The organism is Pseudomonas sp. fls2-241-TYG-175, from assembly GCF_030209155.1.
In the GTDB taxonomy this organism is placed as follows: domain Bacteria; phylum Pseudomonadota; class Gammaproteobacteria; order Pseudomonadales; family Pseudomonadaceae; genus Aquipseudomonas; species Aquipseudomonas viridiflava.
In genome coordinates, this window is the sequence record NZ_JARVSO010000016.1 from 159,006 (window position 1) to 183,126 (window position 24,121).

14 protein-coding genes are annotated in these 24,121 nt (G+C 62.8%); 9 read left to right on the forward strand and 5 right to left on the reverse strand.

The genetic code is table 11. The features are described from left to right. The first annotated feature begins 51 nt into the window (after positions 1–51). The 8 genes from QRN20_RS13565 to QRN20_RS13600 are packed head-to-tail and all read left to right on the forward strand — an operon-like array spanning position 52 to position 6,230. Positions 52–1,263 (forward strand): PepSY-associated TM helix domain-containing protein, encoded by a 1,212-nt coding sequence (locus QRN20_RS13565; RefSeq protein ID WP_029242847.1) that lies wholly within the window; start codon positions 52–54, stop codon positions 1,261–1,263. Continuing rightward, entirely contained in the window at positions 1,260–1,802 is a 543-nt protein-coding gene (locus QRN20_RS13570; protein WP_057409358.1) for a PA2404 family protein, read from the forward strand. Before QRN20_RS13565 ends, QRN20_RS13570 begins: the two co-directional genes overlap by 4 nt. Next, complete coding sequence (locus tag QRN20_RS13575) at positions 1,799–2,137, forward strand: hypothetical protein (RefSeq protein ID WP_058431266.1); 339 nt, start codon at positions 1,799–1,801, stop codon at positions 2,135–2,137. Before QRN20_RS13570 ends, QRN20_RS13575 begins: the two co-directional genes overlap by 4 nt. Continuing rightward, a complete protein-coding gene (locus tag QRN20_RS13580) occupies positions 2,134–2,703 on the forward strand; it encodes a DUF6162 family protein (RefSeq protein WP_004888021.1) in 570 nt (189 codons plus the stop codon). The genes QRN20_RS13575 and QRN20_RS13580 overlap by 4 nt, the downstream gene beginning before the upstream one ends. A 25-nt stretch (positions 2,704–2,728) precedes the next feature. Further along, a complete protein-coding gene (locus QRN20_RS13585; RefSeq protein ID WP_032652510.1) occupies positions 2,729–3,661 on the forward strand; it encodes a metal ABC transporter substrate-binding protein in 933 nt (310 codons plus the stop codon). Next, positions 3,658–4,422 carry a metal ABC transporter ATP-binding protein gene (locus tag QRN20_RS13590; protein ID WP_122559564.1) on the forward strand — a complete coding sequence of 255 codons (765 nt, stop codon included), beginning with the start codon at positions 3,658–3,660 and terminating at the stop codon, positions 4,420–4,422. The genes QRN20_RS13585 and QRN20_RS13590 overlap by 4 nt, the downstream gene beginning before the upstream one ends. Continuing rightward, a complete protein-coding gene (locus QRN20_RS13595; RefSeq protein WP_004888015.1) occupies positions 4,422–5,321 on the forward strand; it encodes a metal ABC transporter permease in 900 nt (299 codons plus the stop codon). The genes QRN20_RS13590 and QRN20_RS13595 overlap by 1 nt, the downstream gene beginning before the upstream one ends. Continuing rightward, positions 5,322–6,230, forward strand: a complete 909-nt coding sequence (locus QRN20_RS13600; RefSeq protein WP_122605050.1) for a metal ABC transporter solute-binding protein, Zn/Mn family — start codon at positions 5,322–5,324, stop codon at positions 6,228–6,230. A 505-nt stretch (positions 6,231–6,735) separates the two neighbouring features. On the opposite strand, the gene QRN20_RS13605 is transcribed toward QRN20_RS13600, so the two are convergent. The 4 genes from QRN20_RS13605 to QRN20_RS13620 form a co-directional block, all read right to left on the reverse strand. Next, complete coding sequence (locus QRN20_RS13605) at positions 6,736–6,963, reverse strand: MbtH family protein (protein ID WP_025995317.1); 228 nt, start codon at positions 6,961–6,963, stop codon at positions 6,736–6,738. An 81-nt stretch (positions 6,964–7,044) separates the two neighbouring features. Further along, positions 7,045–8,457, reverse strand: coding sequence for an aspartate aminotransferase family protein (locus QRN20_RS13610; protein ID WP_096766759.1), 1,413 nt, complete (start codon positions 8,455–8,457; stop codon positions 7,045–7,047). A gap of 182 nt (positions 8,458–8,639) precedes the next feature. Continuing rightward, a complete protein-coding gene (locus QRN20_RS13615) occupies positions 8,640–21,659 on the reverse strand; it encodes a non-ribosomal peptide synthetase (protein WP_285360571.1) in 13,020 nt (4,339 codons plus the stop codon). A gap of 92 nt (positions 21,660–21,751) precedes the next feature. Continuing rightward, positions 21,752–22,510, reverse strand: coding sequence for a thioesterase II family protein (locus tag QRN20_RS13620; RefSeq protein ID WP_058431259.1), 759 nt, complete (start codon positions 22,508–22,510; stop codon positions 21,752–21,754). Between the two features lie 323 nt (positions 22,511–22,833). Here QRN20_RS13620 and QRN20_RS13625 point away from each other — a divergent pair, with 323 nt between their 5' ends. Then, on the forward strand, positions 22,834–23,370 hold the full coding sequence (locus tag QRN20_RS13625; protein ID WP_004881192.1) for an RNA polymerase factor sigma-70: 537 nt from the start codon (positions 22,834–22,836) through the stop codon (positions 23,368–23,370). Positions 23,371–23,439: 69 nt separating this feature from the next. On the opposite strand, the gene QRN20_RS13630 is transcribed toward QRN20_RS13625, so the two are convergent. After that, on the reverse strand, positions 23,440–23,967 hold the full coding sequence (locus QRN20_RS13630; protein ID WP_004881189.1) for an SgcJ/EcaC family oxidoreductase: 528 nt from the start codon (positions 23,965–23,967) through the stop codon (positions 23,440–23,442). Between the last annotated feature and the right edge of the window lie 154 nt (positions 23,968–24,121).

The window sequence follows — 24,121 nt, forward strand, 5'->3', positions numbered from 1 at the left end:
CCCATGCCTGACTGAAGGCCGCTCCATACCGTGAATCGAGACCGTTTACCCATGTCGAAGAAATCCCGCTCGAAAATCTGGTTTCTCGTCCACAGCTGGCTGGCCCTGCCCATCTGGTTCTTCGTGCTGATTGTCTGTGTGACCGGCACCCTGGCTGTGGTCAGCAAGGAAATCATGTGGCTGGCGATGCCGGAAATACGTGACAACCCGCCTTCGGACACGGCCGAGCGGATGAGTTTCGAGCAGATTCGCGCCACCATCGAGCGCAACGAGCCGGACCTGATCGTCGGCACGATCATGCAGCCCGACGGCGACTATTTTGCGCTCAGCGTGTTCGTGACTTACCCCGACGGCCGTTCAGTACCGGCTTACGTCAATCCGTATACCGGGGTGATTCAGGGCCTGACGCCGTCGTTCGATTTCCGCCGCTTCACCCGCGCCCTGCATGGCTGGTGGCTGGTGCCGTTCACCAATGGCTATTCGTGGGGCTGGTATCTGGTCTCCATTCTCGGTCTGCCGCTGCTGGCGTCGCTGGTGACCGGGCTGGTGGTCTACAAAAAATTCTGGAAAGGCTTTTTCAAGCCGCTGCGCTTCAGCCAGGGTCCGCGGATCTTCTGGGGCGACCTGCACCGGCTCAGTGGTGTCTGGTCGATCTGGTTCATTGCCGTCATTTCCATCACCGGCACCTGGTTTCTGATTCAGGCCATTCTGGGTGACAACCAGATCAGTATTTCCAGCCGCTCTCAGGTCGCATCGATCATCCCGCACAGCGCCGTGCCGCTGACCGCTGATGGCAGCCCTGCGCCGACCATCAGTCTGGAAAAGGCCGTGGAAATCGCCAAGGAGCGCATTCCAGGTCTGGAAGCCAGTTTCATCACACCGCCGTTCAACGCCTACAGCAACCTGCAGGTCGGCGGCCGCAGCTGGTATCCGCTGATGTACCAGACCGCCGAGATCAACCCGTACAGCGGTGAGATCGCTGCCTCTCATCTGCTGTCGGACCGCAACAAGCTGGAATTCGTGACCGAGTCCATGCGTCCGCTGCACACCGGCGACTTCGGCGGCATCTGGATCAAGCTGATCTGGGCGTTCTTCGGTCTGGTGCTGAGCATGATGGTACTCAGCGGGCTGCTGATCTGGAGCAAGCGCACCGCACTGGCCACGCTCAATGCCTTGAAGCGCGAGAACAGAATCCAACCGATTTCCACCCGGCAAACCCCTCGGCCGCCGCTGGCGACCGGCACCCCGGAGAACAACCTGTGAGCAAGGCCGCTGTCGCGCAACCCGCTTCGTCATTGAGCCGTTTCTGGCACAAATGGCGCTTCCACATCAATGTGCTGCTGATCCTGATTCCACTGGGTTTCATGCCCAAATACTTTGCCGACAATGCGCTGGATCGCGGCGACACGGGCCTCGGACAGCGGGAGATCGGCGAGTTCAAGGTCGGCCCGTGGAGCCTGCGACTGGCCGAAGACCGCAACGAAGCGCCGCGGCTGTCCGGTGCGTCGGGCTACATGAAAAGCTTCAACGCTGCGCTGTGCAACGCCTGCATCGACCGGGTCAAGGCGACTTACCTGCGCATCGGCAAGCCTCGCAGCCTGCGCACCGCCGGGGTGATTTTCTTCGGCGGCGGCTATCGCATGGGTGCCTTCATGCAGATCCCGGAAACCACCAGCCCCGACTCGGAACTGTGGATCACCATGGAAGGCTGGGACGGTTCCGTGCATCAAACCTCCATTCCCCTGCAACAGGCCTCGCCCACCACCGTGGCCTGGCTGAAAAAACAAGGAGCCAAACCATGAATGCCCGCTTCTCCCCGCAGCGGCTGACGGCCGCTGCGCTCTGCCTGATCGGCCTTGGCCTGAGCGCCAACGTGCAGGCCCACAACCCGATGTGTGAGTGCAAACAGATCGACAATGAACAAATCCGCTGCACCGGCGGTTTCTCCGATGGCAGCGGCGCGCCGGGTGTGACCCTGGATGTGATCGGCTATGACGAGACCATTCTGGTGCCCGGCAAGCTGGGTGAGGATTCCACCGTCACCTTCAAGCGCCCCGCTTCGGAGTTCTATGTGCTGTTCGATGCCGGTCCCGGCCATGTCGTGGAGATCGACCAAGCGGACATCCCGACCCCATGAGTGCGCCGACCCGACAGATCGTACGGCCGGCCGGTGCCGGGCATGAAACCCTCTACGTCCTCCTGTTGTGTCTGGTGATTCTGGCTGCTGCAGCAGGTGTCGTCAGCCTGCACGGTGAACGTCAGGACGACCACAGTGTCGCCAGCCATCAGCTTGATGCCCGCCGCGACCTGACCGCCGCCGAACAGGGCATCTACGCCGACCTGCGCGTGACGCTGGATGAGATCCGCCTGCTGACTCAGGAGCAATCAACGCCGGTCACGCCGCAGCAACTGGGCGAGGAAGGTTTTGCGCCGTTCGCTGAAGACGCAAGTTCAGTGAGCCGTGGCGCCCATGCGTGGCAGATGCTGGAGCAGTCTTATCTGGGGCTGAGCCAGACGCCGACGGTGGCGGGCTCGTTCCTGATGCGGGTCGGCACCTCGTCTGACGCTCAGGCCGACATCTGGATCAACCGCAAGGCCACGGCTGCACCGGCCGACCTCAGCGACAAGACCCTGATCGGCGCAGGCTGGCAGCAGGTTGTCGCGCAATTCGACGCTGGTGTCACTCGCCAGCATCAGCACTGAAATCATCAGAGAAGATCGCTCGCCCATGCCTAATTTTTTCAAACGCCGCCCCTTGCTGCGTGTTCTGCTGATCGGCCTGTGCGCCACGCTGATGACGCCGCTGAGCCACGCCGCCGACCCGGCAAAGCGCCTGCGCATCGGCATCACCCTGCACCCGTATTACAGCTACGTGGCCAATATCGTGGGCGACAAGGCCGAGGTCGTACCGCTGATTCCAGCGGGTTTCAATCCCCACGCCTATGAGCCTCGCGCCGAGGACATCAAGCGCATCGGTTCGCTGGATGTGGTCGTGCTCAATGGCGTCGGCCATGACGATTTTGCCGACCGCATGATCGCCGCCAGCGAAAAGCCGGACATCAAGACCATCGAAGCCAACGCCGACGTGCCGCTGCTGGCTGCCACCGGTGTTGCTGCACGCGGCGCGGGCAAGGTGGTCAACCCGCACACCTTCCTGTCGATCAGCGCATCCATCGCACAGGTCAACAACATCGCCCGTGAACTGGGCAAGCTCGACCCGGACAACGCCAAGACCTACACCGCCAACGCCCGCGCCTACGGCAAACGCCTGCGACAGATGCGTGCCGATGCCCTGGCCAAGCTGACCAAGGCACCCAACGCCGACCTGCGTGTGGCCACGGTGCATGCCGCCTACGATTACCTGCTGCGCGAGTTCGGCCTTGAGGTTACGGCAGTGGTGGAACCGGCCCATGGCATCGAACCGAGCCCGAGCCAGTTGAAGAAAACCATCGATCAATTGCGTGAGCTGGACGTGAAAGTGATCTTCTCGGAAATGGATTTCCCGTCCACCTACGTCGACACCATCCAGCGTGAGTCCGGGGTCAAGCTGTACCCGCTGTCGCACATCTCCTATGGCGAATACAGCGCCGACAAGTACGAAAAGGAAATGGCCGGCAACCTCGACACCGTGGTCCGGGCGATTCAGGAGGCAGGCGCATGACGGTTGCGCAAAACCTTGAGATTCCCCATCAGGGGCCTGGCATTGAATTCAGCGACGTGAGCCTGACGCTGGGCCGCACCACGATTCTTGATCGCGTCACCTTGAACGTACGGGCAGGTAGCGTGCATGCACTGGTCGGCCCCAATGGCGGCGGCAAGAGTTCGCTGATCAAGACCCTGCTTGGACAAACGCCACACCACGGCCAGCTCAGCCTGCAATGGCCCGGCTCGCCCGGCCTGATCGGCTATGTGCCACAGGCGCTGGAATTCGACCGCGGCCTGCCGATGACCGTCGATGACTTCATGGCCGCCATGTGCCAGCGACGCCCTGCCTTTCTGGGCTTGTCGAAGCACTACGCTGCGGCCATCGGCGAAGCACTGGAGCGGGTCGGCATGCAGGACAAGCGCAAACGTCGCATGGGCGCGCTGTCCGGCGGCGAACGCCAGCGTGTGTTGCTGGCGCAGGGCCTGATTCCGGCCCCACAGTTGTTGGTGCTGGATGAACCGATGTCGGCGCTGGATGAAGCCGGTATTCAGGTCTTCGAACGCCTGCTGGGCGACTGGCGTCGAGCCGGGATTACGGTGCTGTGGATCGAGCACGATCTGGAAGCCGTGAAGCGTCTCGCTGATCAGGTGACCGGACTCAATCGCCGGGTATTGTTCGATGAATCGGCGCAGACAGCGCTCACGCCGGAACGGCTGCTGACCCTGTTTTCGGCGCATCCGCGTGCCGCAGACATCAAGAACGGGAGCGCTGCGTGATGGATTACGAGAGCTTTCGACTGTTCATTCAAGGCCTGGCGTCGTCCGGCTATCTGCCTGAGGCGCTGGCCTACGGATTCGTGGTCAATGCCTTGCTTGCCGGGTTGCTGATCGGTCCGGTGCTGGGTGGTCTGGGCACGCTGGTGGTGGTCAAGCGCTTCGCGTTCTTCTCCGAAGCGGTAGGCCATGCGGCGTTGACGGGCGTGGCCATCGGTATCCTGCTCGGCGAGCCTTACACCGGCCCATATGGCAGTTTGTTCGGCTACTGCCTGCTGTTCGGCATCGTGCTCAATTACCTGCGCAACCGCACCGGCCTAGCGCCCGACACGCTGATCGGCGTGTTCCTGTCGGTCTCGCTGGCGCTGGGTGCGAGCCTGCTGCTGGTGCTGGCGGGCAAGATCAACGTGCACATTCTGGAAAACGTGCTGTTTGGCTCGGTACTGACCGTCAACGGCAATGACCTGCTGGTGCTGCTGATCGTCGGTTCGCTGGTCATGGGCCTGAGCCTGCCGCTGTACAACCGCATCATGCTGGCCAGCTTCAACCCGCAACTGGCCGCTGTGCGTGGCGTGGCGGTGAAGACGCTGGATTACCTGTTCGTGATTCTGGTGACGCTGATCACTGTGGCGGCGGTGAAGGTCATTGGCGCGATTCTGGTCGGCGCGCTGTTGGTGATTCCCGCTGCGGCGGCGCGTCTGCTGAGCCAGTCGCTGAAGGGGTTCTTCTGGATCTCGGTGGCGATTGCGACCGTCAGCACCCTGTGCGGCATTCTGCTGCCCATCGTCTTCGACCTGCCTGTACCTTCCGGCGCAGCGATCATTCTGGTGGCCGGCGTCGCGTTCGCCCTGGCCGCCATCGCTCGCGGCACGGTGCCCAGCCTCAAAGGAAATATCGGATAAATGTTCACTCTGCGACGTATGACCCTGGCGCTGGCCATGACCGGCCTGCTCTGCAATGCCGTCTCTGGGGCTGATGCCACAGCGCAATCCGCCCAGCCGGTACGCGTGCTCGCCAGCCTGCCGATCACCTATGGCCTGGGGCAGATTCTGCTCAAGGACAGCGGCGTAGTGCTGGAGCGGGCTGCAGCAGCCAATCTGCCCGGCTCTCGCCAGACTGCCTACTTCACCGGGCGTGGTGCCGAGGCATTGCGCGGGCTGGCGGTCAAGGCTGATGCGGTGATCGGGCTGCGCTCGATCTGGGCCGATGACCCGCTCTACCCCAATGCGCGCCGCAGCAACATTCGTATCGTTGAGATCGACGCCGCGCGTCCCGTGGACGGCAGCCTGCCCGGCATCGCGGTTCAGCCGGGGCAAGGTGTCGATGGCCTGAACAGTCAGCCGTGGCTGGCGAGCAACAACATGGGGCGCATGGCCGACGTGATGGCGGCAGACCTGGTGCGACTGGCGCCAGCCGCCAAGCCGAAGATCGAGGGCAATCTGGCAGCGCTCAAGCAGCAACTGCTCAAGCTCAGCGCCAGCAGCGAAGCGAGTCTGGCCAGCGCCAACAACCTGAGCGTGGTGAGCCTTTCGGACCGCTTCGGTTATCTGGTCAGCGGGTTGAATCTGGAGCTGATCGACAGCCAGGCATTGACCGACGAACAATGGACGCCAGAAGCGGTGCAGAAGCTGGCGAAGACTCTCAAGGACAACGACGTGGCCCTGGTACTCGACCACCGCCAGCCCCCCGAGCCGGTAAAGGCCGCGATTGCCCAGGCAGGCAGCAAGTTGCTGGTGCTGGGGATCGATGGCGCTGATCCGCTGGCGGAATTGCAGGGGGATATCGAGCAGATTATCGGGGCGTTGAAGTGATACTGATTGGGCGCAGTCGCGCTCATTGATATCACCCTGATCGTTACCACGCTTCGCGTGGTAACGCCTCTCAGGACGCTCCGCGTCCGAGTGCCTGCACTAAATCATCGGACTGAGTGATTGGCGTCGCCAGACCCAATGGGACGCAGAGCGTCCCGGGCTGAATGCATACCCCGTGGTCGTAGCAAGACTCGGGCATAACGCTGAGCACAAGCATGGGCATGATCGGCGTGCTTGAGATCACGCTGATCGTTCCTACGCTCCGCGTGGGAATGCCGCTCAGGACGCTCCGCGTCCGCTCTCGAATGTGGCGCAGATGCGCGGACAAGCTCCAGCGTTATCCACGTCATGCGCTCGGCTCACTGAATCCGCAATCTGTGCCATGTGTGACGCGGAGCGTCACGGGAGGCATGCCCACGCGCAGCGATGGGCACGATCAGTGTTGAGGCGGACCTGTGTATAACTCCGAGCGCGGAGCATGGGCACGATCATTGATCCGACTTGATCAGTGGCTCGCCGCCGTCTGCGCTTCCATCTTCTGGCGCAGGCTCAGGGGGCGCATGTCGGTCCAGACTTCTTCGATGTAGGCCAGGCACTCTTTCTTGAAGCCGCTCTTGCCCACGGTGCGCCAGCCGTTGGGGATGGCTTTGTAGTCGGGCCAGATCGAGTACTGTTCTTCGTGGTTGACCACCACTTGAAAGACGATGTCTTCCCGGTCGAATACTGAAGTCATTGTTGCTCTCCATAAGGGTTCAGCGCCGCCGTGCCAATTCATGGCGGCTATAGGGATTGAACGTATCGCTACGTCGAAAAATTAAAGCTGAGCGACCGCAGCATTCAGCGCGCGGCCGAAGATGTCGGCGACTTCGTCGATCTGTTCGGCGGTGATGACCAGTGGCGGCAGGAAGCGCACGACGCTGCCGTGCCGACCACCCAGTTCCAGAATCAGCCCGCGCTTGAGGCATTCGCGCTGGATCAGCGGCGTCAGGCGCGCAAACACCGGCGGATGACCCTGAGCATCACGCGTGCCAGCCGGGTCGACCAGTTCAACGCCAAGCATCAAGCCACGTCCGCGAATATCGCCCAGTTGCGGGAAATCACGCTGCAGCTCGCGCAGGTGCGCAACCAGCCGCGCGCCCATCGCGGTCGCGTGCTCGCAAATGTTGTGTTCCTTGAGATAACGCATCACCGCAGAGCCGGTGGCCATGGCCATCTGGTTGCCACGGAAAGTCCCGGCGTGCGCGCCCGGCAGCCAGGTGTCGAGCCACTGGCGATAGACAACGACCGCCAGCGGCAGGCTGCCACCGATGGCCTTGGACATCACCACCACGTCCGGAATGATCCCGGCGTGCTCGAAGGCGAACATCCTGCCGGTGCGGGCAAAGCCGCTCTGGATTTCGTCGACGATCAACGCCACGCCTGCCTTCTCGGTGATGCGACGCACGCCACGCAGCCAGTCGAGGTCAGCCGGAATCACGCCGCCCTCGCCCTGCACCACTTCGACAATCACCGCTGCAGGCAGTTGTACACCGGCTTCCGGGTCGTTGAGCAGGTTTTCCAGGTAATGCAGGTTGACTTTAACGCCCTGCGAGCCGCCCAGCCCGAACGGGCAGCGGTAGTCGTAGGGATACGGCAGAAACTGCACGCCGGCACTGAGTAGCGCACCCAGCGGCTGCTTCGGACCCAGGCTGCCCATCAGGCTCAGCGCGCCCTGACTCATGCCGTGGTAACCACCCTGAAAGGACAGCACGGTGCTGCGTCCAGTCGCCGTGCGCACCAGTTTCAGCGCTGCTTCCACCGCGTCAGTGCCGGTCGGACCGCAGAATTGAATCTTCGCTTCACGAGCCAGTTCTTCGGGCAGCAGACCGAACAGGTCCTGCACGAACTGATCCTTGACCGGCGTGGTGAGGTCCAGCGTGTGTAACGGCAATTCGTCGCTGATGACCTGCTGAATCGCTTCGATCACCACCGGGTGATTGTGACCCAGCGCCAGCGTGCCAGCGCCTGCCAGGCAATCGATGAAACGCCGTCCTTCGACGTCTTCGACATGAATGCCCTTGGCGCGCTTGAGTGCCAGAGGAATGCGCCGCGGGTAGCTGCGGGCGTTGGACTCCTGGCGACTCTGGCGCGCCAGCAAGGGCGACTCGTCGAACTGGTAGAGCGTCTCGACCGGCGCCGGGGAAACCCGTGCCGGTTGGTCATCGATAAACCTGGTAGCGACTGACATCTGTGCAACCCTCAATACGCTGTCTGATGAGCGAAACCGTTGTGTGACCTTGCTCGACCGGGTGCTGGACCCGGTCGAGCAAGGCATTTATTCCTTCCCTTGAAAACGCGCCAGCGACCTGGGGATTTACACCCGGTAACGAGTTTTTCATCCGCTAGGCCGATAGCCCGACGACAGGCCGATCAGAGCCCTTCCAGTTCCGCCATCAGGTCGGCCAGCCGGTCGAATTTCTGCTCGTCGACCTTCTGCCCGCCCAGGCTTTCCAGATGCTGTGCCAGCGCCTGAACCGTGTTGAACTCGAACATTGCCCTTAGCGGCACGTTGCGCTGCAACTGTTTCTGCGCACGGGTCACTACCTGGGTGGCGAGCAGTGAATGGCCGCCCAGTTCGAAGAAGTTGTCGGTGATACCGACCCGCTCCACCTTGAGCACATCGGCCCAGATCGCCGCCAGTTGCTGCTCCATTTCGCTTTGTGGCGCGACGTAATCCTGCTGCGCCAGGCTGACGTCCGGCGCAGGCAGGGCCTTGCGGTCCAGCTTGCCGTTCGGGGTCAGCGGCATCTGCTCCAGCAGCACCAGATGCGAGGGCACCATGTAGTCCGGCAAGCTGGCCCTGAGCTGGTTCTTCAGGTCGTCACGCAAGGCGTCGGGGTCCTGCACCACACCGTTGGGCACCAGATAGGCGGCGAGCACCTTACCCAGCGGACCGTCGATATCCAGCACCACCGATTCGCGAATCGCGGCATGCTCCTGCAGGCGAGTTTCTATCTCGCCCAGTTCGATGCGGTAGCCACGGATCTTGACCTGATGATCGACCCGACCGACGTACTCCAGCACGCCATCACGGCGACGGCGTGCCAGATCTCCGGTGCGATACAGCCGCTCGCCCGGCGCACCGAACGGGTTGGGCACGAACACCGGCACCGTGCGCAGCGGATCACCGACATAACCGCGTCCGACCCCGGTACCCGCCACGCAGAGCTCACCGACGGCGCCCAGCGGCACAAGCTCCAGCGCTTCATCGAGCACATACAAACGGTTGTTGTCGGTCGGCAGGCCGATGGGCAGGTAGGTGCTGCGGGTCGACGCCGGATCGACCCGGAAGAACGCCACGTCGTCCGAACATTCAGCCGGACCGTAGGCATTCACCAGCTCGATATCGGGATAGCGTTGCAGCCACTGGCTGGCCAGTTCCGGCGGCATCGCCTCGCCCGTCGGAAGCATCCAGCGCAGGCCGTCGAGCGTCGCCTGCTCTTCGGCCAACAGCCCGGTGATCAGTGACGGCACGCTTTCCAGCACGCTGATGCCCTGCACCTGAACATGTTTGAGCAGCGCCTGAGGATCGCGAGCGATGTCGTTGGGGACAATATCGACCCGAGCGCCAAACAGCGGCGCAGCGAGGAACTGCCAGACCGAGATGTCGAAGCTCTGCGAAGCGGTCTGGGCAATCACATCGGCAGCGCTGAGGTTCAGGTAAGGCACCTTGCTCAGCTGATTGTTGAGCATGCCGCGCTGCTCGACCATCACGCCTTTCGGTTGCCCGGTCGAACCCGAGGTGAAGATCACATAGGCCAGGTTGTCCGGTGCGCTGTAGCGACCCGGATTGTGCTGTGCGGTTTCCCGCTGCTGCACGGTTTCCCAGACCAGCAAGTGCGGACGATTGGCTTCGGGCAGCGCCTCAAGCAAGGCCCTGCCCTGCCCCACACAGTGCTCGGTACACACCAGAACCGGCGTACGGCTCTGAACGGTGATCCCGCCCAGGCGTGGATTCGGCAGCGCCGGGTCCAGCGGCAGGTAACCGGCACCGGCCTTGAAGCTGCCGATAATCATGCCCAACAGCTCAGGCCCGCGCTCGGCCAGCAGCGCAATCGGCTGATCGAACCCGACACCGACCTTGATCAATGCATGGCCCAGTCGGTTGGCAGAGTGGTTCAAATCGGCATAGCTGGCGCGATGTTCCAGACAGCTGACGGCGATGCGCTCGGGATGCGCGGCAACCTGCGCCTCGAACAGCTCGACATAACTGCGCTCCAGCGGATAGGCGCGCTCGCTCTGATTACAGCTTTCCAGCAGGAATTCACGTTCTGGTTCGCCGAGTAGCGCCAGCTCGGCCATGTCGCCGTGGAAGCCTTCGACCAACGCCAGCAGCAAGCGCTTGAACTCGCCAAGCATGCCCTGCACAGTCGACTCATCAAAATAGCGCTGGTCGTAGGACAGGTGCAGGCCCAGGTCATCGCCGGGGTAGCAGACCGCCGTCAGCGGGTAGTTGGTGTGGGTGCGACCGGAATCGGAGGTGGCGTTCAGGCTTTGGGCGCGGTCCAGCACCGAGACTTCCACCGGCGCGTTCTCGAACACAAACAGGCTGTCGAAAAGCGGCTGGCCCTTGGGCAGTTCGCTGTTTTCCTGAATGGTCACCAGCGGCAGGTATTCGTACTCGCGCAGCTGCATGTTGCTGTACAGCAACTGACTCAGCCACTGGCGTACGCTGCAACGCTGCTCGCCCCCCGGCATGCCGATGCGCAGCGCGATGGTGTTGATGAACAGCCCGACGGTGCACTGCATCTGCGGCAATTCCACCGGACGGCCTGCCACGGTGACACCGAACACGACGTCGCGATCGCCGCTCAGACGCCGCAGGGTCAAGGCCCACGCGGCCTGGGCGAAGGTGTTGACGGTCAGTTGGTGCTGCTGCGCCAGTTCACGCAGCCGTGCGCCGTCCGCGACATCGAGACGGGTGTAGCAGTCGCCGACCACCATACCGCCGCTCTCGCCCGCGTGTTCACGCAGGAACGGACGGTCGCTCGGAATCGGCGTCGGCCGTTCGAAGCCCGCCAGATTCTGACGCCACCAGTCGCGGGCCTGCGTCAGCCCCCGGCGTTGCAGCCAGCCGATGTAGTCGCGATAACGTGGTGCGGGAGCCAATTGAGCGTCACGGCCTTCACCCAGCGCGGTGTAGGTGTCGAAGAAATCGTTCATCAGCAACGAGCGGCACCAGGCATCGATGAGGATGTGGTGATTGCTCATCATGAACCAGTAGCGCGCCTCGTCCACGCGGATCAGGCGCAGGTGGAACGGCGGCTGCCGCAGCAGATCGAACCCGGCCTCACGCTCGGACTTGAGCAGGGCCTGCAGGCGCGGTTCCTGCTGGTCGCTGGCCACGTCTCGCCAGTCCAGGTAATCGATGGGCGTATCACCCGGTTTGTGAATGACCTGCAACATGGTTTCGCCGATGTCCCAGCAGAACGAGGCCCGCAGCGCTTCGTGTCGTGCGATCACGGCCTGCCAGGCTTGCGCGAAACGTTGCGGATCCAGCGCGCTGTTGATGCGGTAGCGGTCCTGCATGTAATACAGGCCGGTGCCCGGCTCCAGCAGCGTGTGCAGTAGCATGCCTTCCTGCATCGGAGTCAGCGGATAGACGTCTTCGATCCGGGCGGCCGGAACAGGCAACGCGTCCATCTGCGCCTGATCCAGTTCGGCCAGCGGGAAGTCCGACGGCGTCAGACCGCCGCTGCCTTCGGTCAGGCAATGGCTGATCAGCACCTGCAACTGCTTCAGATAACTCTGCGCCAGGGCTTCGATGGCTTCAGGCAGATAACGCTCGGCGCTGAACGTCCAGCGCAGCACCAGTTCGCCGCCGTACACCTGACTGTCGATGCTCAGCTCGTTGGGCAGCGGCGCATGGGGGTCATGGGCCGCGCCAGCGGACTCTTCCAACGGCCGGAACAGCGCGTCGTCAGCGAAGCTCTGATCGAACTGGCCCAGGTAGTTGAAGGTGATCGGGGCGACCGGCAACGCCTGCATGGCGCTGCGGCTGCCCTCATCGGCCAGATAGCGCAGCACCCCATAACCCAGCCCCTTATGAGGCACCTGACGCAGCTGCTCCTTGATGGCCTTGATGGACTCATCCGGTTCGGCATGGTCGAGCGCAGGGGTCAGGCGCAACGGATAGGCACTGGTGAACCAGCCGACGGTACGGGTCAGGTCGATGTCATCGAACAGGGTTTCGCGACCGTGGCCTTCGAGCTGGATCAGGGTCGAGGCTTGCCCGCTCCAGCGACACACTACCAGCGCCAATGCGGTCAGCAGCAAGTCGTTGACCTGGGTCCGGTAGGCGCTCGGCGCCTGTTGCAGCAGATGCCGGGTGCTACTGGAGTCCAATCGCACGCTGAGGGTTCGGGCGTGACGATTCTGCTGACCGCCCTGCGGGGCATGGCACGGCAGCGCTGCGGTCGGACCGCTGAGCTGGCGTTGCCACCATTGAAGCTCTTCACGCAACGACTCGCTGCCGGCATAGGCCTGCAAGCGACTCGCCCAGTCCCGGAAGGCACTGGTCTTGGCCGGCAAACGAACCGGCAGGGTTTCACTGAGCTGCCGATAGGACGTCTGCACATCGTCAAGCAGCACACGCCAGGACACACCATCGACCACCAGGTGATGAATGACCATCAGCAGACGTTGCTGATCCTGCGGTCCATCCACCAGCACGGCACGCAACAGCGGACCGTTCTGCAGATCAAGGCTGCGCTGGGCCTGCTCGAACAGCGCGGCGCATTCGTCCATCTGCGCCACCTGCACGTGGATCAGCAGCGCGTCTTGCGTGACCACTGCGCGATGCTCGGCGCGCCAATGACCGCGCTGCTCCTCGAATCCGAGCCTCAGGGCATCGTGCTGTTCGAGCACGGCGTGCAGCGCGAGTTCCAGCGTCTGCGCGTTCAAGCGGGCGACAGGCTCCAGCACCAGCGCCTGATTCCAGTGCTGACGCTCTGGAATCGGCGTGTCGAAGAACCAGTGCTGAATCGGCGTGAAGCCCGATTCGCCGCTCACCCGGCCCTGTTCGGCCTGGATCAACTGCTGAGTCGTCGCTACGGCAGCAAGGGTATATACGGTCTGATGCTGAAACAGATCACGTGGTGTGAAATGAATGCCCGCCTGACGCGCCCGACTGACCACCTGAATCGACAGAATCGAATCGCCGCCCAGCTCGAAGAAGTTGTCGTCGAGCCCGACCTGCGCCACGTTCAGCACTGCGCACCAGATCGCCGCCAGTTGCTGCTCGAGGTCGCTGACCGGCGCCACGTAGTGCTGACGATTGAGCTCGGGGTCCGGCGCAGGCAAGGCCCGTCGGTCGAGTTTGCCGTTGGCCGTCAGCGGCATGCTGTCCAGCAGAATCAGGTGCGCAGGCACCATGTAATCCGGCAGTTGCGCCTTGAGGTGCGCTTTGAGCGAGTCACGCAGATGCGCCTGTTGCCCGGCATCCTGCGCGGCCACGTCAGTGACCAGATAACCCGCCAATTGCTTGCCTGACGGCGTATCCAGGGCCAACACCACGGCCTCGCGCACGCGCCCGTGTTCCAGCAGGCGGGTCTCGATTTCGCCCAGTTCAATGCGGAAGCCGCGAATTTTGACCTGATGGTCGATTCGGCCCAAGTATTCCACAAGCCCATCGGCACGCTGGCGCACCAGATCGCCGGTGCGATACAGACGCCCGCCCTGCCCGCTGAACGGATCGGCCACGAAGCGCTCGGCGGTCATGCCCGGACGCTGGTGATACCCCTGCGCCAGACCCGGTCCGCCAATGTACAACTCGCCACTTGCGCCCTGCGGCACCAGAGCCAGATCGGCATCAAGGATGTAGGCGACTCGCGCGCCCACCACCTGACCAATCGGCACGCTGGCCTCGCCTTCCGGCAATTGCTGCGGGGCCAGACTCGCCAGCGGCATGACCACGGTTTCCGTCGGGCCGTAGGCGTTGAAGAACAGCTCCGGCTGGAACACCGCACGAATGCGATGCAGGTGCTCGCCAGTCAGCGCTTCGCCGCCGGTGATGCACATGCGTACTGGCAGGGTCTGACCCTGTGTCGCCAGCCATTGCGCCAGCTGGCTGCCGTAGCTCGGGGTGAAACCGAGAATATTGACCTGTTGTTCACGGATCAGGCTGCAGATTTCTTCGGCGTCCCACTGCCCCTGCGCGCGCAATACCACGCGTGCACCGGCAAGCAATGGCACCAGCAGACGCTCGGTGGCCGCATCGAAATTGATCGAATAGAAATGCAGCTCGCAGTCGTCAGGCTGCATGTCGAAGCGGCGGATCACCGCCTGGCAGTGCATGGCGATCTCGCCATGGGACACCACCACGCCTTTTGGCTTGCCGGTCGAGCCCGAGGTGTAGATCAGGTACGCCTGATGCTGCGGCAGGCTGAGGAACGGCAATTCGTCGTGCGAGTAGCCTTCCAGCAATGGCAGGTCATCCTCCAGACACCAGCGCGCCACGTCATCAGGCAGCTCGCCGAGGGCGGCAAACAGTGCGCGATCACTCAACAGCAGGCCGACGCCGCTGTCTTCGATCATGTACTGCAAGCGCTCCAACGGGTATTCCGGATCCAGCGGTACATAGGCGCCACCAGCCTTGAGGATCGCCAGCAGGCCGATCACCATGTGCAGCGAACGCTCCAGCGCCAGACCGACACGCACCTGCGGCCCGACACCCCGCTCGCGCAGCGCCCGCGCCAGTTGGTTGGCCCGGCTGTCCAGTTCGGCGTAGCTCAGGGTTTCGCCGGCAAAGGTCAGCGCTGGCGCGTTCGAACGCAGGCGAGCCTGCCCGGCAAACAGCTCATGAATGCACTGATCCAGGCGTTGCTCGCCCGCTTCGACGCCCAGACTGTCGAGCAGCTGCTGACGCTCGGTATCCTGCAACAGCGGCAGGTCGCTGAGGCATTGCTGCGGATCGGCCAGCAAGGCTTGCAGCAGGTTGAGCCAGTGCTCGGCCATTTTGGCGATGCGCGGCTCGTCGAACAGGTCGGTGCTGTAAGTCAGGCAGCAACCCAGACGATGATCCAGTTCGGTGACTTCCAGATTGAGGTCGAACTTGGTCGCCCGCGCATCGTTGACCAGATACTCGACTGTCATCCCGGCCAGCTCACGGCTCTGCTGGAATTCCCAGCGCTGCACGTTGCACATCACCTGGAACAGCGGGTTGTAAGCCGCGCTGCGCGGCGGTTGCAGGGCTTCGACCAGATGGTCGAACGGTAGGTCCTGATGTGACTGGCCTTCGATGACGGTATGCCGGACCTGCTCGAACAACTGGGCCACGCTCATCTGCCCGTCGAGCTGCACACGCAGCACCTGGGTGTTGAGGAACGCGCCGATCAGGCCTTCGCTTTCCGGGCGAATCCGATTGGCCACCGGCGCGCCGATGCGCAGGTCGGTCTGGCCGCTGTAACGGTAGAGCAGCACCGCCAGCGTGGCGATCATGGTCATGAACAGGGTCAGGCCGTTCTGTGCGTTGAAAGCGCGAACCCTGGCGGCCAGATCGGCTTGCAGATCAAAACGGTACAACTCGCCCTGATGGCTCTGCACCGGCGGACGCGGACGGTCGCCGGGCAGTTCCAACAGCGGATGCTCGCTGCCCAGTTGCGCGGTCCAGTAATCCAGTTGGCGCTGACGCTCGCCCGCTTCCATCCACTGGCGTTGCCAGACGCTGTAATCCAGATACTGCACCGCCAGCGGTTCCAGCGGCGACGGCTTGCCCTCAAGAAAGGCTTCGTACAGCAGCCCCAGTTCGCGAGCGAAAATGTCCATCGCCCAGCCTTCGGTGACGATGTGGTGCAGGGTCAGGACGAAGTAATGCTCCAGCTCGCCCGCCCGGACCAGACAGGCACGCAGCAGCGGTCCGGTTTCCAGATCAAACGGCTGATGCGCTTCGCTGTCGGCCAGAGCCTGAAGCCGCTGCTGACGAACCTCGGCAGGCAGCGCGGAAATGTCCTCCCAGCGCATCTGCAGACCGGTGTGCTCCGAGACTTTCTGATACGCCACGCCATCGACGCTGGGAAAGGTGGTGCGCAGGGTTTCGTGGCGCAGGATCAGCGCTTGCAGCGCCGCGTCGAAACGCTCGATGTTCAGCACGCCGTTCAGGCGCGCCATGCCGCCCACGTTGTAGGCCGGGCTGTCCGGCTCCATCTGCCAGAGGAACCACATGCGTTGCTGTGAGTAGGACAACGGCACCGGCTGGCTGCGGTCGACGCGGGCAATCGGTTGCAGGCTGCCGCGTACGCCGGACGCCTGAATGCTCGCAATCTGCTCGGCGAACGCACCCAGTTCGCTGGCCTCGAACAGTGTGCGCAGCGGCAGGTCGATGTCGCAGGCCTGACGCACGCGGGAGATAATCTGCGTGGCCAGCAAGGAATGGCCGCCCAGCGTGAAGAAGTCATCACGCAAGCCGACACGCGGCACACCCAGCACTTCGCGCCAGATGGCGGCGATCTGCTTTTGCAGCGCCGACTGCGGCTCGACGTGCTCGCGGGTCTGCCATTGCGGTTCGGGCAAGGCGCGACGGTCGAGCTTGCCGCTAGGGCTCAAGGGCATGCTGTACAGGCGCACGAATTGCGTCGGGACCATGTAATCCGGCAGTTCCAGCGCCAGTGCGGACTTGATGCGCTCTGCCTGTTCAGCTTCGCTTTCGTCCTCGAGCGCTGCGGTGTAATAGCCGATCAGTTGCGGACCGACGACCGTTTCGCGCACCAGCACCGCCGCATGGCCAATACCCGGCTGAGCCAGCAGACGCGCTTCGATTTCCTGCGGTTCGACCCGGAAACCACGCAGCTTGACCTGCTGATCGAGACGCCCCAGGTATTCCAGCGCGCCGTCGCTGCCCCAGCGCACCCGATCGCCGGTGCGATACAGCCGCTCACCCGCCTCGCCCAGCGGATCGGCCACGAAACGTTCGGCTGTCAGCGCAGGACGATCCAGATAGCCCCGCGCCAGTCCGATGCCGCCAATGCACAGCTCGCCAGCAACGCCTTGCGGCACCGGATTCAATTCATTGTCCAGCACCCGACACAGCACGTTGCCCAGCGGGCGGCCAATCGGCGAGCGCTCGCCGTCCGCCAATTGGCAGTGCCAGTGGCTGACGTTGATCGCGGTTTCGGTCGGGCCATAGCGGTTGTGCAGTTGCACGTTCGGCAGTTGCTCCAGCACCCGGTTGCGCAGCTCACTCGGCAACGCTTCACCGCCGGAGAACAGACGACGCAGGCTGTTGCACTGCCGGGTGAGCGGTTCGTCGATGAACACCTGCAACAGCGGCGGCACGAAGTGCAGCGTGGTGACGCTGTAATCCGTGACCAGTTGCGCGATGCGATGCGGATCGCGGTGCTCGCCGGGACCGGCCAGCAGCAATCGGGAACCGGTGATCAGCGGCCAGAAACACTCCCACACCGACACGTCGAAACTGATTGGCGCTTTCTGCATCAGCACGTCGCTCTCATCCAGCGCGTAGGTCGCCTGCATCCATTGCAGGCGCTCGGCCAGCGCGGCGTGGGTGTTGCCAACGCCCTTGGGTTGCCCGGTGGAGCCCGATGTGTAGATCACGTACGCAAGGTTATCGCCCTGTATATGCAGACGCGGCGCACTGACCGGCCAGCTTTCCAGGTTCAGGGTGTCCATCGCCATCGTGCAGACACCCTCGGCGCTCGGCAGATCACCCAGCAGATGGCTCTGGGTCAACAGCAGTTCGACGCCGCTGTCGTTGAGCATGTAAGCGAGGCGTTCGGTCGGGTAATCCGGGTCCAGCGGCACGTACGCGCCACCGGCCTTGAGAATCGCGAGCAGCCCGATCAGCAGTTGTGGCGAACGCTCGGCGGCAATCGCGACGTTGACATCAGGGCCGACGCCCTTGTCGCGCAGGTAATGCGCCAGACGGTTGGCTTGGGCATGCAGGCTGGCGAAGTCGAGGCTGCCGCCCTCCCACATCAGCGCAATCCGTTCCGGCGTCTGTCGGGCCTGATTGCTGAGCAGCTCAGGCAGCCAATGCGTCGCGGGCGCACAGGGCGCAACGCTCCACTGTGCCTGTTGCGCCTGCTCGTCATCGCCGAGCAGTTGCAGATCACCCAGTGCGACCTGCGCATGCTGGCTGACCTGAGTCAGCACCCGCACATAGTGCTGCGCCATGCGCACGATGGTGTCGCGCTCGAACAGCTCGTCGGCGTAATCGAAAGACAGCGTCAGGCGCCCGTTTCTGTCTTCCTCGCTGTGCAATTGCAGGTCGAACTTGGCTTCGCGGCTGTGCCATGGCAATTCGTCGGCGAGTAATCCCGGCAAGCGGCGCAAGGCACTCAGGTCGCGCTGCTGATGGTTGAACATGACTTGAAACAGACCGTGCTCGCGGGCCTGAGGAAAGGCTTCGACCAGTTGATCGAAGGGCACATCCTGATGAGCCTGGGCGTCCAGCGCCGTCTGACGGGTCTGGGCCAGCAGCGCAGAGAACGGCTGGCGCGTATCGAGCTGCGCACGCAACACCAGGGTGTTGATGAAGAAACCGATCATGCCCTGGGTTTCATGACGCGGACGATTGGCACCGGGCACGCCGATGCGAATGTCAGTGTGTCCGCTGTAGCGATGCAACAGGGTCTGGAAGCTGGCCAGCAACAGCATGAACGGCGTCGATTGCCAGGCTTGCGCCGTATTGCGCACGGCGGCGCTCAATTCGGCACTCAGGCGCAGGCCGTAGCGGTCGGCGCTGTGCTGCTGGCGCGCCGAGCGCGGATGATCGGTGTTCAACGCGAGCACTGGCTGCTCGTCGCCCAGTTGCTGCTTCCAGTACTCGAGCTGGCGCGCAGCCTCGCCACGCGCCAGCCATTCACGCTGCCACTGGCCGTAGTCGGCATAACGCAGCGCCAGCGGTGCCAGTTCGAGCGACTGACCTTGAACAGCCGCCGCATAAAGGCGCGAGAATTCATCGATCAGCACGTTCAGCGACCAGCCGTCGGCGATGATGTGGTGCAGGGTCACCAGCAACAGGTGTTCTTCGTCGTCCAGTTGCACCAGCGTTACGCGCAGCAGCGGACCGTTCTGTAAATCGAACGGCTGACGCGCCTGCTCTTCGCGAATCGCCCGCGCACGGGCTTGGCGCTCGTCGCCAGACAGGCCACTGATGTCCAGCACCTGTAACTGAAACTCACCGACCGGATCGATGCGTTGCAACGCTACGCCGTCCTGTTCGTAGAAGCGGGTACGCAGCGATTCATGCCGCTCGATCAGCCGCTGAAAACTGTCGCGCAGGGCCGTGCGGTCCAGTTCGCCACGCAAGTGCAGACCGCCGGGAATGTTGTAGGCGCTGCTGTGCGGGTCCAGTTGCCAGACAAACCACAGGCGGTTCTGCGCCAGGGATTGCGGCAAGTGCTCGTCACCCGGCAGGCGGGTGATTGCGTTTTCGCTGGGCGCATCGCCTTGTTGTGCGGCCAGTTGCAGCGCTTCGATCTGTGCAACAAAGGCACCCAGGGTCGGCGCTTCGAACAGCAGACGCAGGCTTAGGCCGATGCCCAGCACCTCACGTAGCTTAGCCACCACCTGAGTCGCGGCAATCGAGTTGCCGCCCAGCAGGAAGAAGTGGTCATCCACGCTGATCTGCTCGCGCTGCAACTGCTCGCACCAGACATCGGCGACTTTGGCCAGCAGCTGCGAACCCGTGGGATACGCCTGCGCCACCTGAAGTGCGGTGCTTTCAGGAAACACCGCGTAGCTGTCCAGGCTGCCATCGGCCAGACGCGAGCGGCAGGCTGAACGTTGCAGTTTGCCGCTGGAGGTCTTGGGCAGCGCGCCAGGGTTGAGCAACACAACGACCGTCGGCGCTTCCTGGAATGCATCGGCCACGGCTTGTCGAATGAGCTTGATCAAGGCTTCGGGTGGCAGGGTTTTCTGCACACTGCGACCGACTTCAGCCGCAATGCCGATGCCTTCGATGCCCGCATGAGCCACAGCGAACGCGGCGATACGGCCTTTGCGCACCACATCGACATCGCGCTCGACGACTTTTTCGATGTCCTGCGGATAGAGGTTCTGCCCGCGCACGATCAGCATGTCTTTCAAGCGGCCAGTGATATAGAGCTCGCCGTGGCGCTGAAAACCCAGATCGCCGGTTCGCAGCCAGGTCTGGCCGCCGTGTTCAACGAAGGTCTTTGCCGTCGCTTCAGGGTTGCGCCAGTAACCATGGGCGATGCTCGGACCGGTCGCCCAGACTTCACCGACGTGGTTTTCGTCCAGCACTTGCAAGGTATTTGGGTCTGCGATCAGTACACCATGCCCCGGCTGACCGGTGCCGCAACTCATCACCGGACTGCCCTCACCCAGCTCCACGACGTTGCGCGCCAGCGCCGCTTCGTCCAGACGCAACGAAGGAATGCCGTGGCCGCGCTTGCCACCGGCCACATAGAGCGTGGCCTCGGCCAGCCCGTAGGACGCCATGAAGCTGTCGGGCGTGAAGCCGCAACGGGCGAACTTGTCGGCGAACGCGTCAAGGCTGTCCTGACGGATCGGCTCGGAACCTGAGTACGCAACGCGCCAGCGACTCAGGTCCAGACGCTCCAGCGCCGACTCGCTGACCCGTGCGCTGCACAGCTGATAGGCGAAATCCGGTCCGCCGCTGATGGTGCCGCCGTACTCGCTGATCGCTTCCAGCCAGCGCAACGGGCGGGTCAGAAAGTACGCAGGCGCCATCAGTACGCAGGGCACGCCGCTGAAAATCGGCTGCAACAGACCGCCGATCAGGCCCATGTCGTGGTACAGCGGCAGCCAGCTGACGATGACGTCGTCGGGGTTGAGGTCAATGCCGAAGCCGTGACGGATCAGCATTTCGTTGGCAACCAGGTTGCCGTGGCTCACCTGCACGCCTTTGGGCAAGGCAGTGGAGCCGGAGGTGTACTGCAGAAAGGCGATGTCATCGGCCTGCAATTCAGGTCCTTGCCAACCCTCGCCCAGGGCGCGGTCCAGCGTGTCCACATAAAGCAGTTGCGGCGCATCGGCAGCCGCCAGCTCGTCCATTTGCAACAAGGCGGATTTCAGGTCGGAACCGGTCAGCAGCAGACGCGGTTCGGCGTCGGCGATGATCGACAGCAGACGTTCCTGATGATGACGGCGATTGGATTCCGGCGGATAGGCCGGTACGGCAATGACCCCGGCATACAGACAACCGAAGAACGCCGCCACGTAATCCGGCCCGCTGTGAAACAGCAGAATCGCGCGATCTCCCGGCACTGCCTCACGCTTCAGGGCGGCGGCAATGGTGCGCGCACGCAGGTCCAGATCACGGTAGGCCAACACCAGGCCCTGGCTGTTTTCATCGGTGAGAAAACGCAGCGCCAACTGGTCAGGCGTTTTCGCGGCGCGACGTTGCAGCGCCTGAGCCAGAGTGTCGGGGAGTTCGAAAGCGTCCATGATGGGTTCCTGCTGGATTCGGCTTGCCAGAGCGGGTCTGGGTATCAAAAAAAGCGCGTCGCAGGATCAGCGACGCGTCGGGCGAGCGGGCATCAGCCAGCAGCGCGGGTCAGGTGCCGCGCAGCGCTGTTGCGCCAGCGAGTCAGGTGCTGTTCGGCGTAACGCCGAAGATGGCGTAGCAATTGAGCCTGCTCGTCGACCAGATAGAAGTGGTGGCCTTCGAACATGTCTAGAGAAAACCCCGTCGCGGCGTCTTCCTGCCAGTCGAGCAGTTCTTCGACGCTGACGCTGTCCTGCTTGCCGCCGAATACGTGAATGGGGATCTGCAGCGGCTCGCGCACGCCATAGACAAAGCTGCCACACAGCAGAAAATCGGCGCGCAGGATCGGCAGCATCATTTGCATGAGTTCGTCATTGGCGATCACCTCTTCGCGGGTGCCCTTGAGCGTACGAAGCCGTTCGATCAATTGCGCATCGGTCCTGGCCACGGCGTAGTCGCTGACGTCGCGGCGCGCAGGCCCCGCCGTGGCCGAGGCGAACAGCGCCAGCGGCGCGGGCAGCCCGCGAACGCGCAGTGCATGCGCCAGTTCGAAGGCCAGCAGTCCGCCCAGGCTGTGCCCGAACAGCGCATAAGGGGTGTCGAGTTCGGCGGCGATTTCATCGGCCAGTTGACCGGCCAGTTGCACGATATCCGTCTGCAACGGCTCCGCCATGCGCATGCCGCGGCCCGGCAGTTCCAGCGGGCGCACGTTCAGCCAGTCCGGCAACGTGCGCCGCCAGGGGCTGTAGAACATCGCGCTGGCACCGGAATACGGCAGGCAGAACAGCTTCATGCCTGTAGAGCTGTTCATATCAGGGCCGTCCGTCCATTGGATCCGGTGTAAAAGCCTCGATGCGCGCGATTGATACGCATGGTGTTCTCCTGATGTCATCCCCGGCCTGCGCCATGGGCGGGCCTGTCATCAATGAGAACGGACGGCGTTCGGAAATAATTAGTCGCATTCGCCCGCCTTGCACGCGTGTCGGGCGCACTGGTCGGAATCGCCCCTTTAAAGTGCGCTGATGCGCTTTCGCATTTGACAATAATTATCATTAAGACTAATTTATCGCCCCACGTGATGGTGCGACCCACAAGGCCGCTCCCCTCCAATGACTTTGCAGCAAGGTGAATTCCATGACGGAACAAGTATTCACAAGTAAGTGCGATTCACCCCTCCTCCAGGCTTTCGTCGACAATTACCTGCTGCTGGTCAAGATTGCCGCACGCATCGTGGGTTGTCGGTCCCGTGCCGAGGATGTGGTTCAGGACGCTTACTTCAGGCTGCGTTCGGCCCCTCAGGTCACACTGACGTTCAAGGCTCAGCTCAGCTATCTGTTTCAGATCGTGCGCAATCTGGCCATCGACCACTACCGCAAGCAGGCACTGGAGCAGCGATACACCGGCCCCGAGGCAGAGGGTTTGAATGTGGTGATTCAGGGCGCGTCACCGGAAACCTCGCACATCAACTTCTCGAGTCTGGAAAAAATTGCCGACGCGCTTTCGGAGCTGCCACCCCGCACCCGTTACGCGTTCGAGATGTACCGCCTGCACGGTGTACCGCAAAAGGACATCGCCAAGGAACTGGGCGTTTCCCCTACCCTGGTCAACTTCATGATTCGCGATGCGCTGATTCACTGTCGCAAGGTCAACGGCGTCAGAACCGAGCCTTGAGCCTTTTCAGACGACAAAAAAATCCGGAGCCTGGGCTCCGGATTTTTCGTTTTGGCTCGACGCTTTTTATCAGCGGCTGACCTGGTACTCAGGCTGCACTTCCGGCATGGCCGAAGAGTGGTGGTTCAAGATCTTCCACTCGTTGCCGACACGATGGTAAAGGAAGGTATAGCGAGCCTGGACCTTGCTCTGCTTGCCTTCGGCCGACGTCAGGGTGAAGGTGTAGACACCGCTGTCCACTGCTGCATCCGGACCCAGACGGCGGATTTCCCGGTAGTTGATCTCACCGACCGGCTTCAGGGCCAGGAAGTGCTCGAAGTAGTCCTTGATCTCGGCCGGGTTGGCTCGCACCTTGTTCGAGACAGTCGGCTGCAGCACCGCATCCTTGGCGTAGAGAGAGACAACGGTCTGCGGATTGCCGGTTTTCAGAGCCTTGTTCCAGCGGTCGAACAGACCTGCAATCTCTTTATCGTTTACGTTGCTTGGCTGCTCGGCCACCATGCGATAGGTGTAACCGCCGGCCGGTTCGGCAGCTGCCTGAACCATTGGGGCGCTAACAGCGAGGAACAGGGCCAGGGCGGTCAATTTCAGTTTCATTGCAACTCTCCTACGGGGTAATCGGTTCAGGGATTCAGTGGTTGCCAATTTGCCCTGTAGCGCTGTTTGCTCCATCGGCCGAACGGGGTTATTTGCCTATGCCAACTGGCAGATAGGCGCACAATCGCCTTACGCGTTCTAATGGCTGTAACTC

Coding starts and splice junctions, on each gene's coding strand:
- QRN20_RS13575 (WP_058431266.1), top strand. CDS start 1,799: ATGAATGCCCGCTTCTCCCCGCAGCGGCTGACGGCCGCTGCGCTCTGC.
- QRN20_RS13585 (WP_032652510.1), top strand. CDS start 2,729: ATGCCTAATTTTTTCAAACGCCGCCCCTTGCTGCGTGTTCTGCTGATC.
- QRN20_RS13565 (WP_029242847.1), top strand. CDS start 52: ATGTCGAAGAAATCCCGCTCGAAAATCTGGTTTCTCGTCCACAGCTGG.
- QRN20_RS13590 (WP_122559564.1), top strand. CDS start 3,658: ATGACGGTTGCGCAAAACCTTGAGATTCCCCATCAGGGGCCTGGCATT.
- QRN20_RS13630 (WP_004881189.1), bottom strand. CDS start 23,967: ATGAAACTGAAATTGACCGCCCTGGCCCTGTTCCTCGCTGTTAGCGCC.
- QRN20_RS13600 (WP_122605050.1), top strand. CDS start 5,322: ATGTTCACTCTGCGACGTATGACCCTGGCGCTGGCCATGACCGGCCTG.
- QRN20_RS13625 (WP_004881192.1), top strand. CDS start 22,834: ATGACGGAACAAGTATTCACAAGTAAGTGCGATTCACCCCTCCTCCAG.
- QRN20_RS13610 (WP_096766759.1), bottom strand. CDS start 8,457: ATGTCAGTCGCTACCAGGTTTATCGATGACCAACCGGCACGGGTTTCC.
- QRN20_RS13580 (WP_004888021.1), top strand. CDS start 2,134: ATGAGTGCGCCGACCCGACAGATCGTACGGCCGGCCGGTGCCGGGCAT.
- QRN20_RS13615 (WP_285360571.1), bottom strand. CDS start 21,659: ATGGACGCTTTCGAACTCCCCGACACTCTGGCTCAGGCGCTGCAACGT.
- QRN20_RS13595 (WP_004888015.1), top strand. CDS start 4,422: ATGGATTACGAGAGCTTTCGACTGTTCATTCAAGGCCTGGCGTCGTCC.
- QRN20_RS13620 (WP_058431259.1), bottom strand. CDS start 22,510: ATGAACAGCTCTACAGGCATGAAGCTGTTCTGCCTGCCGTATTCCGGT.
- QRN20_RS13605 (WP_025995317.1), bottom strand. CDS start 6,963: ATGACTTCAGTATTCGACCGGGAAGACATCGTCTTTCAAGTGGTGGTC.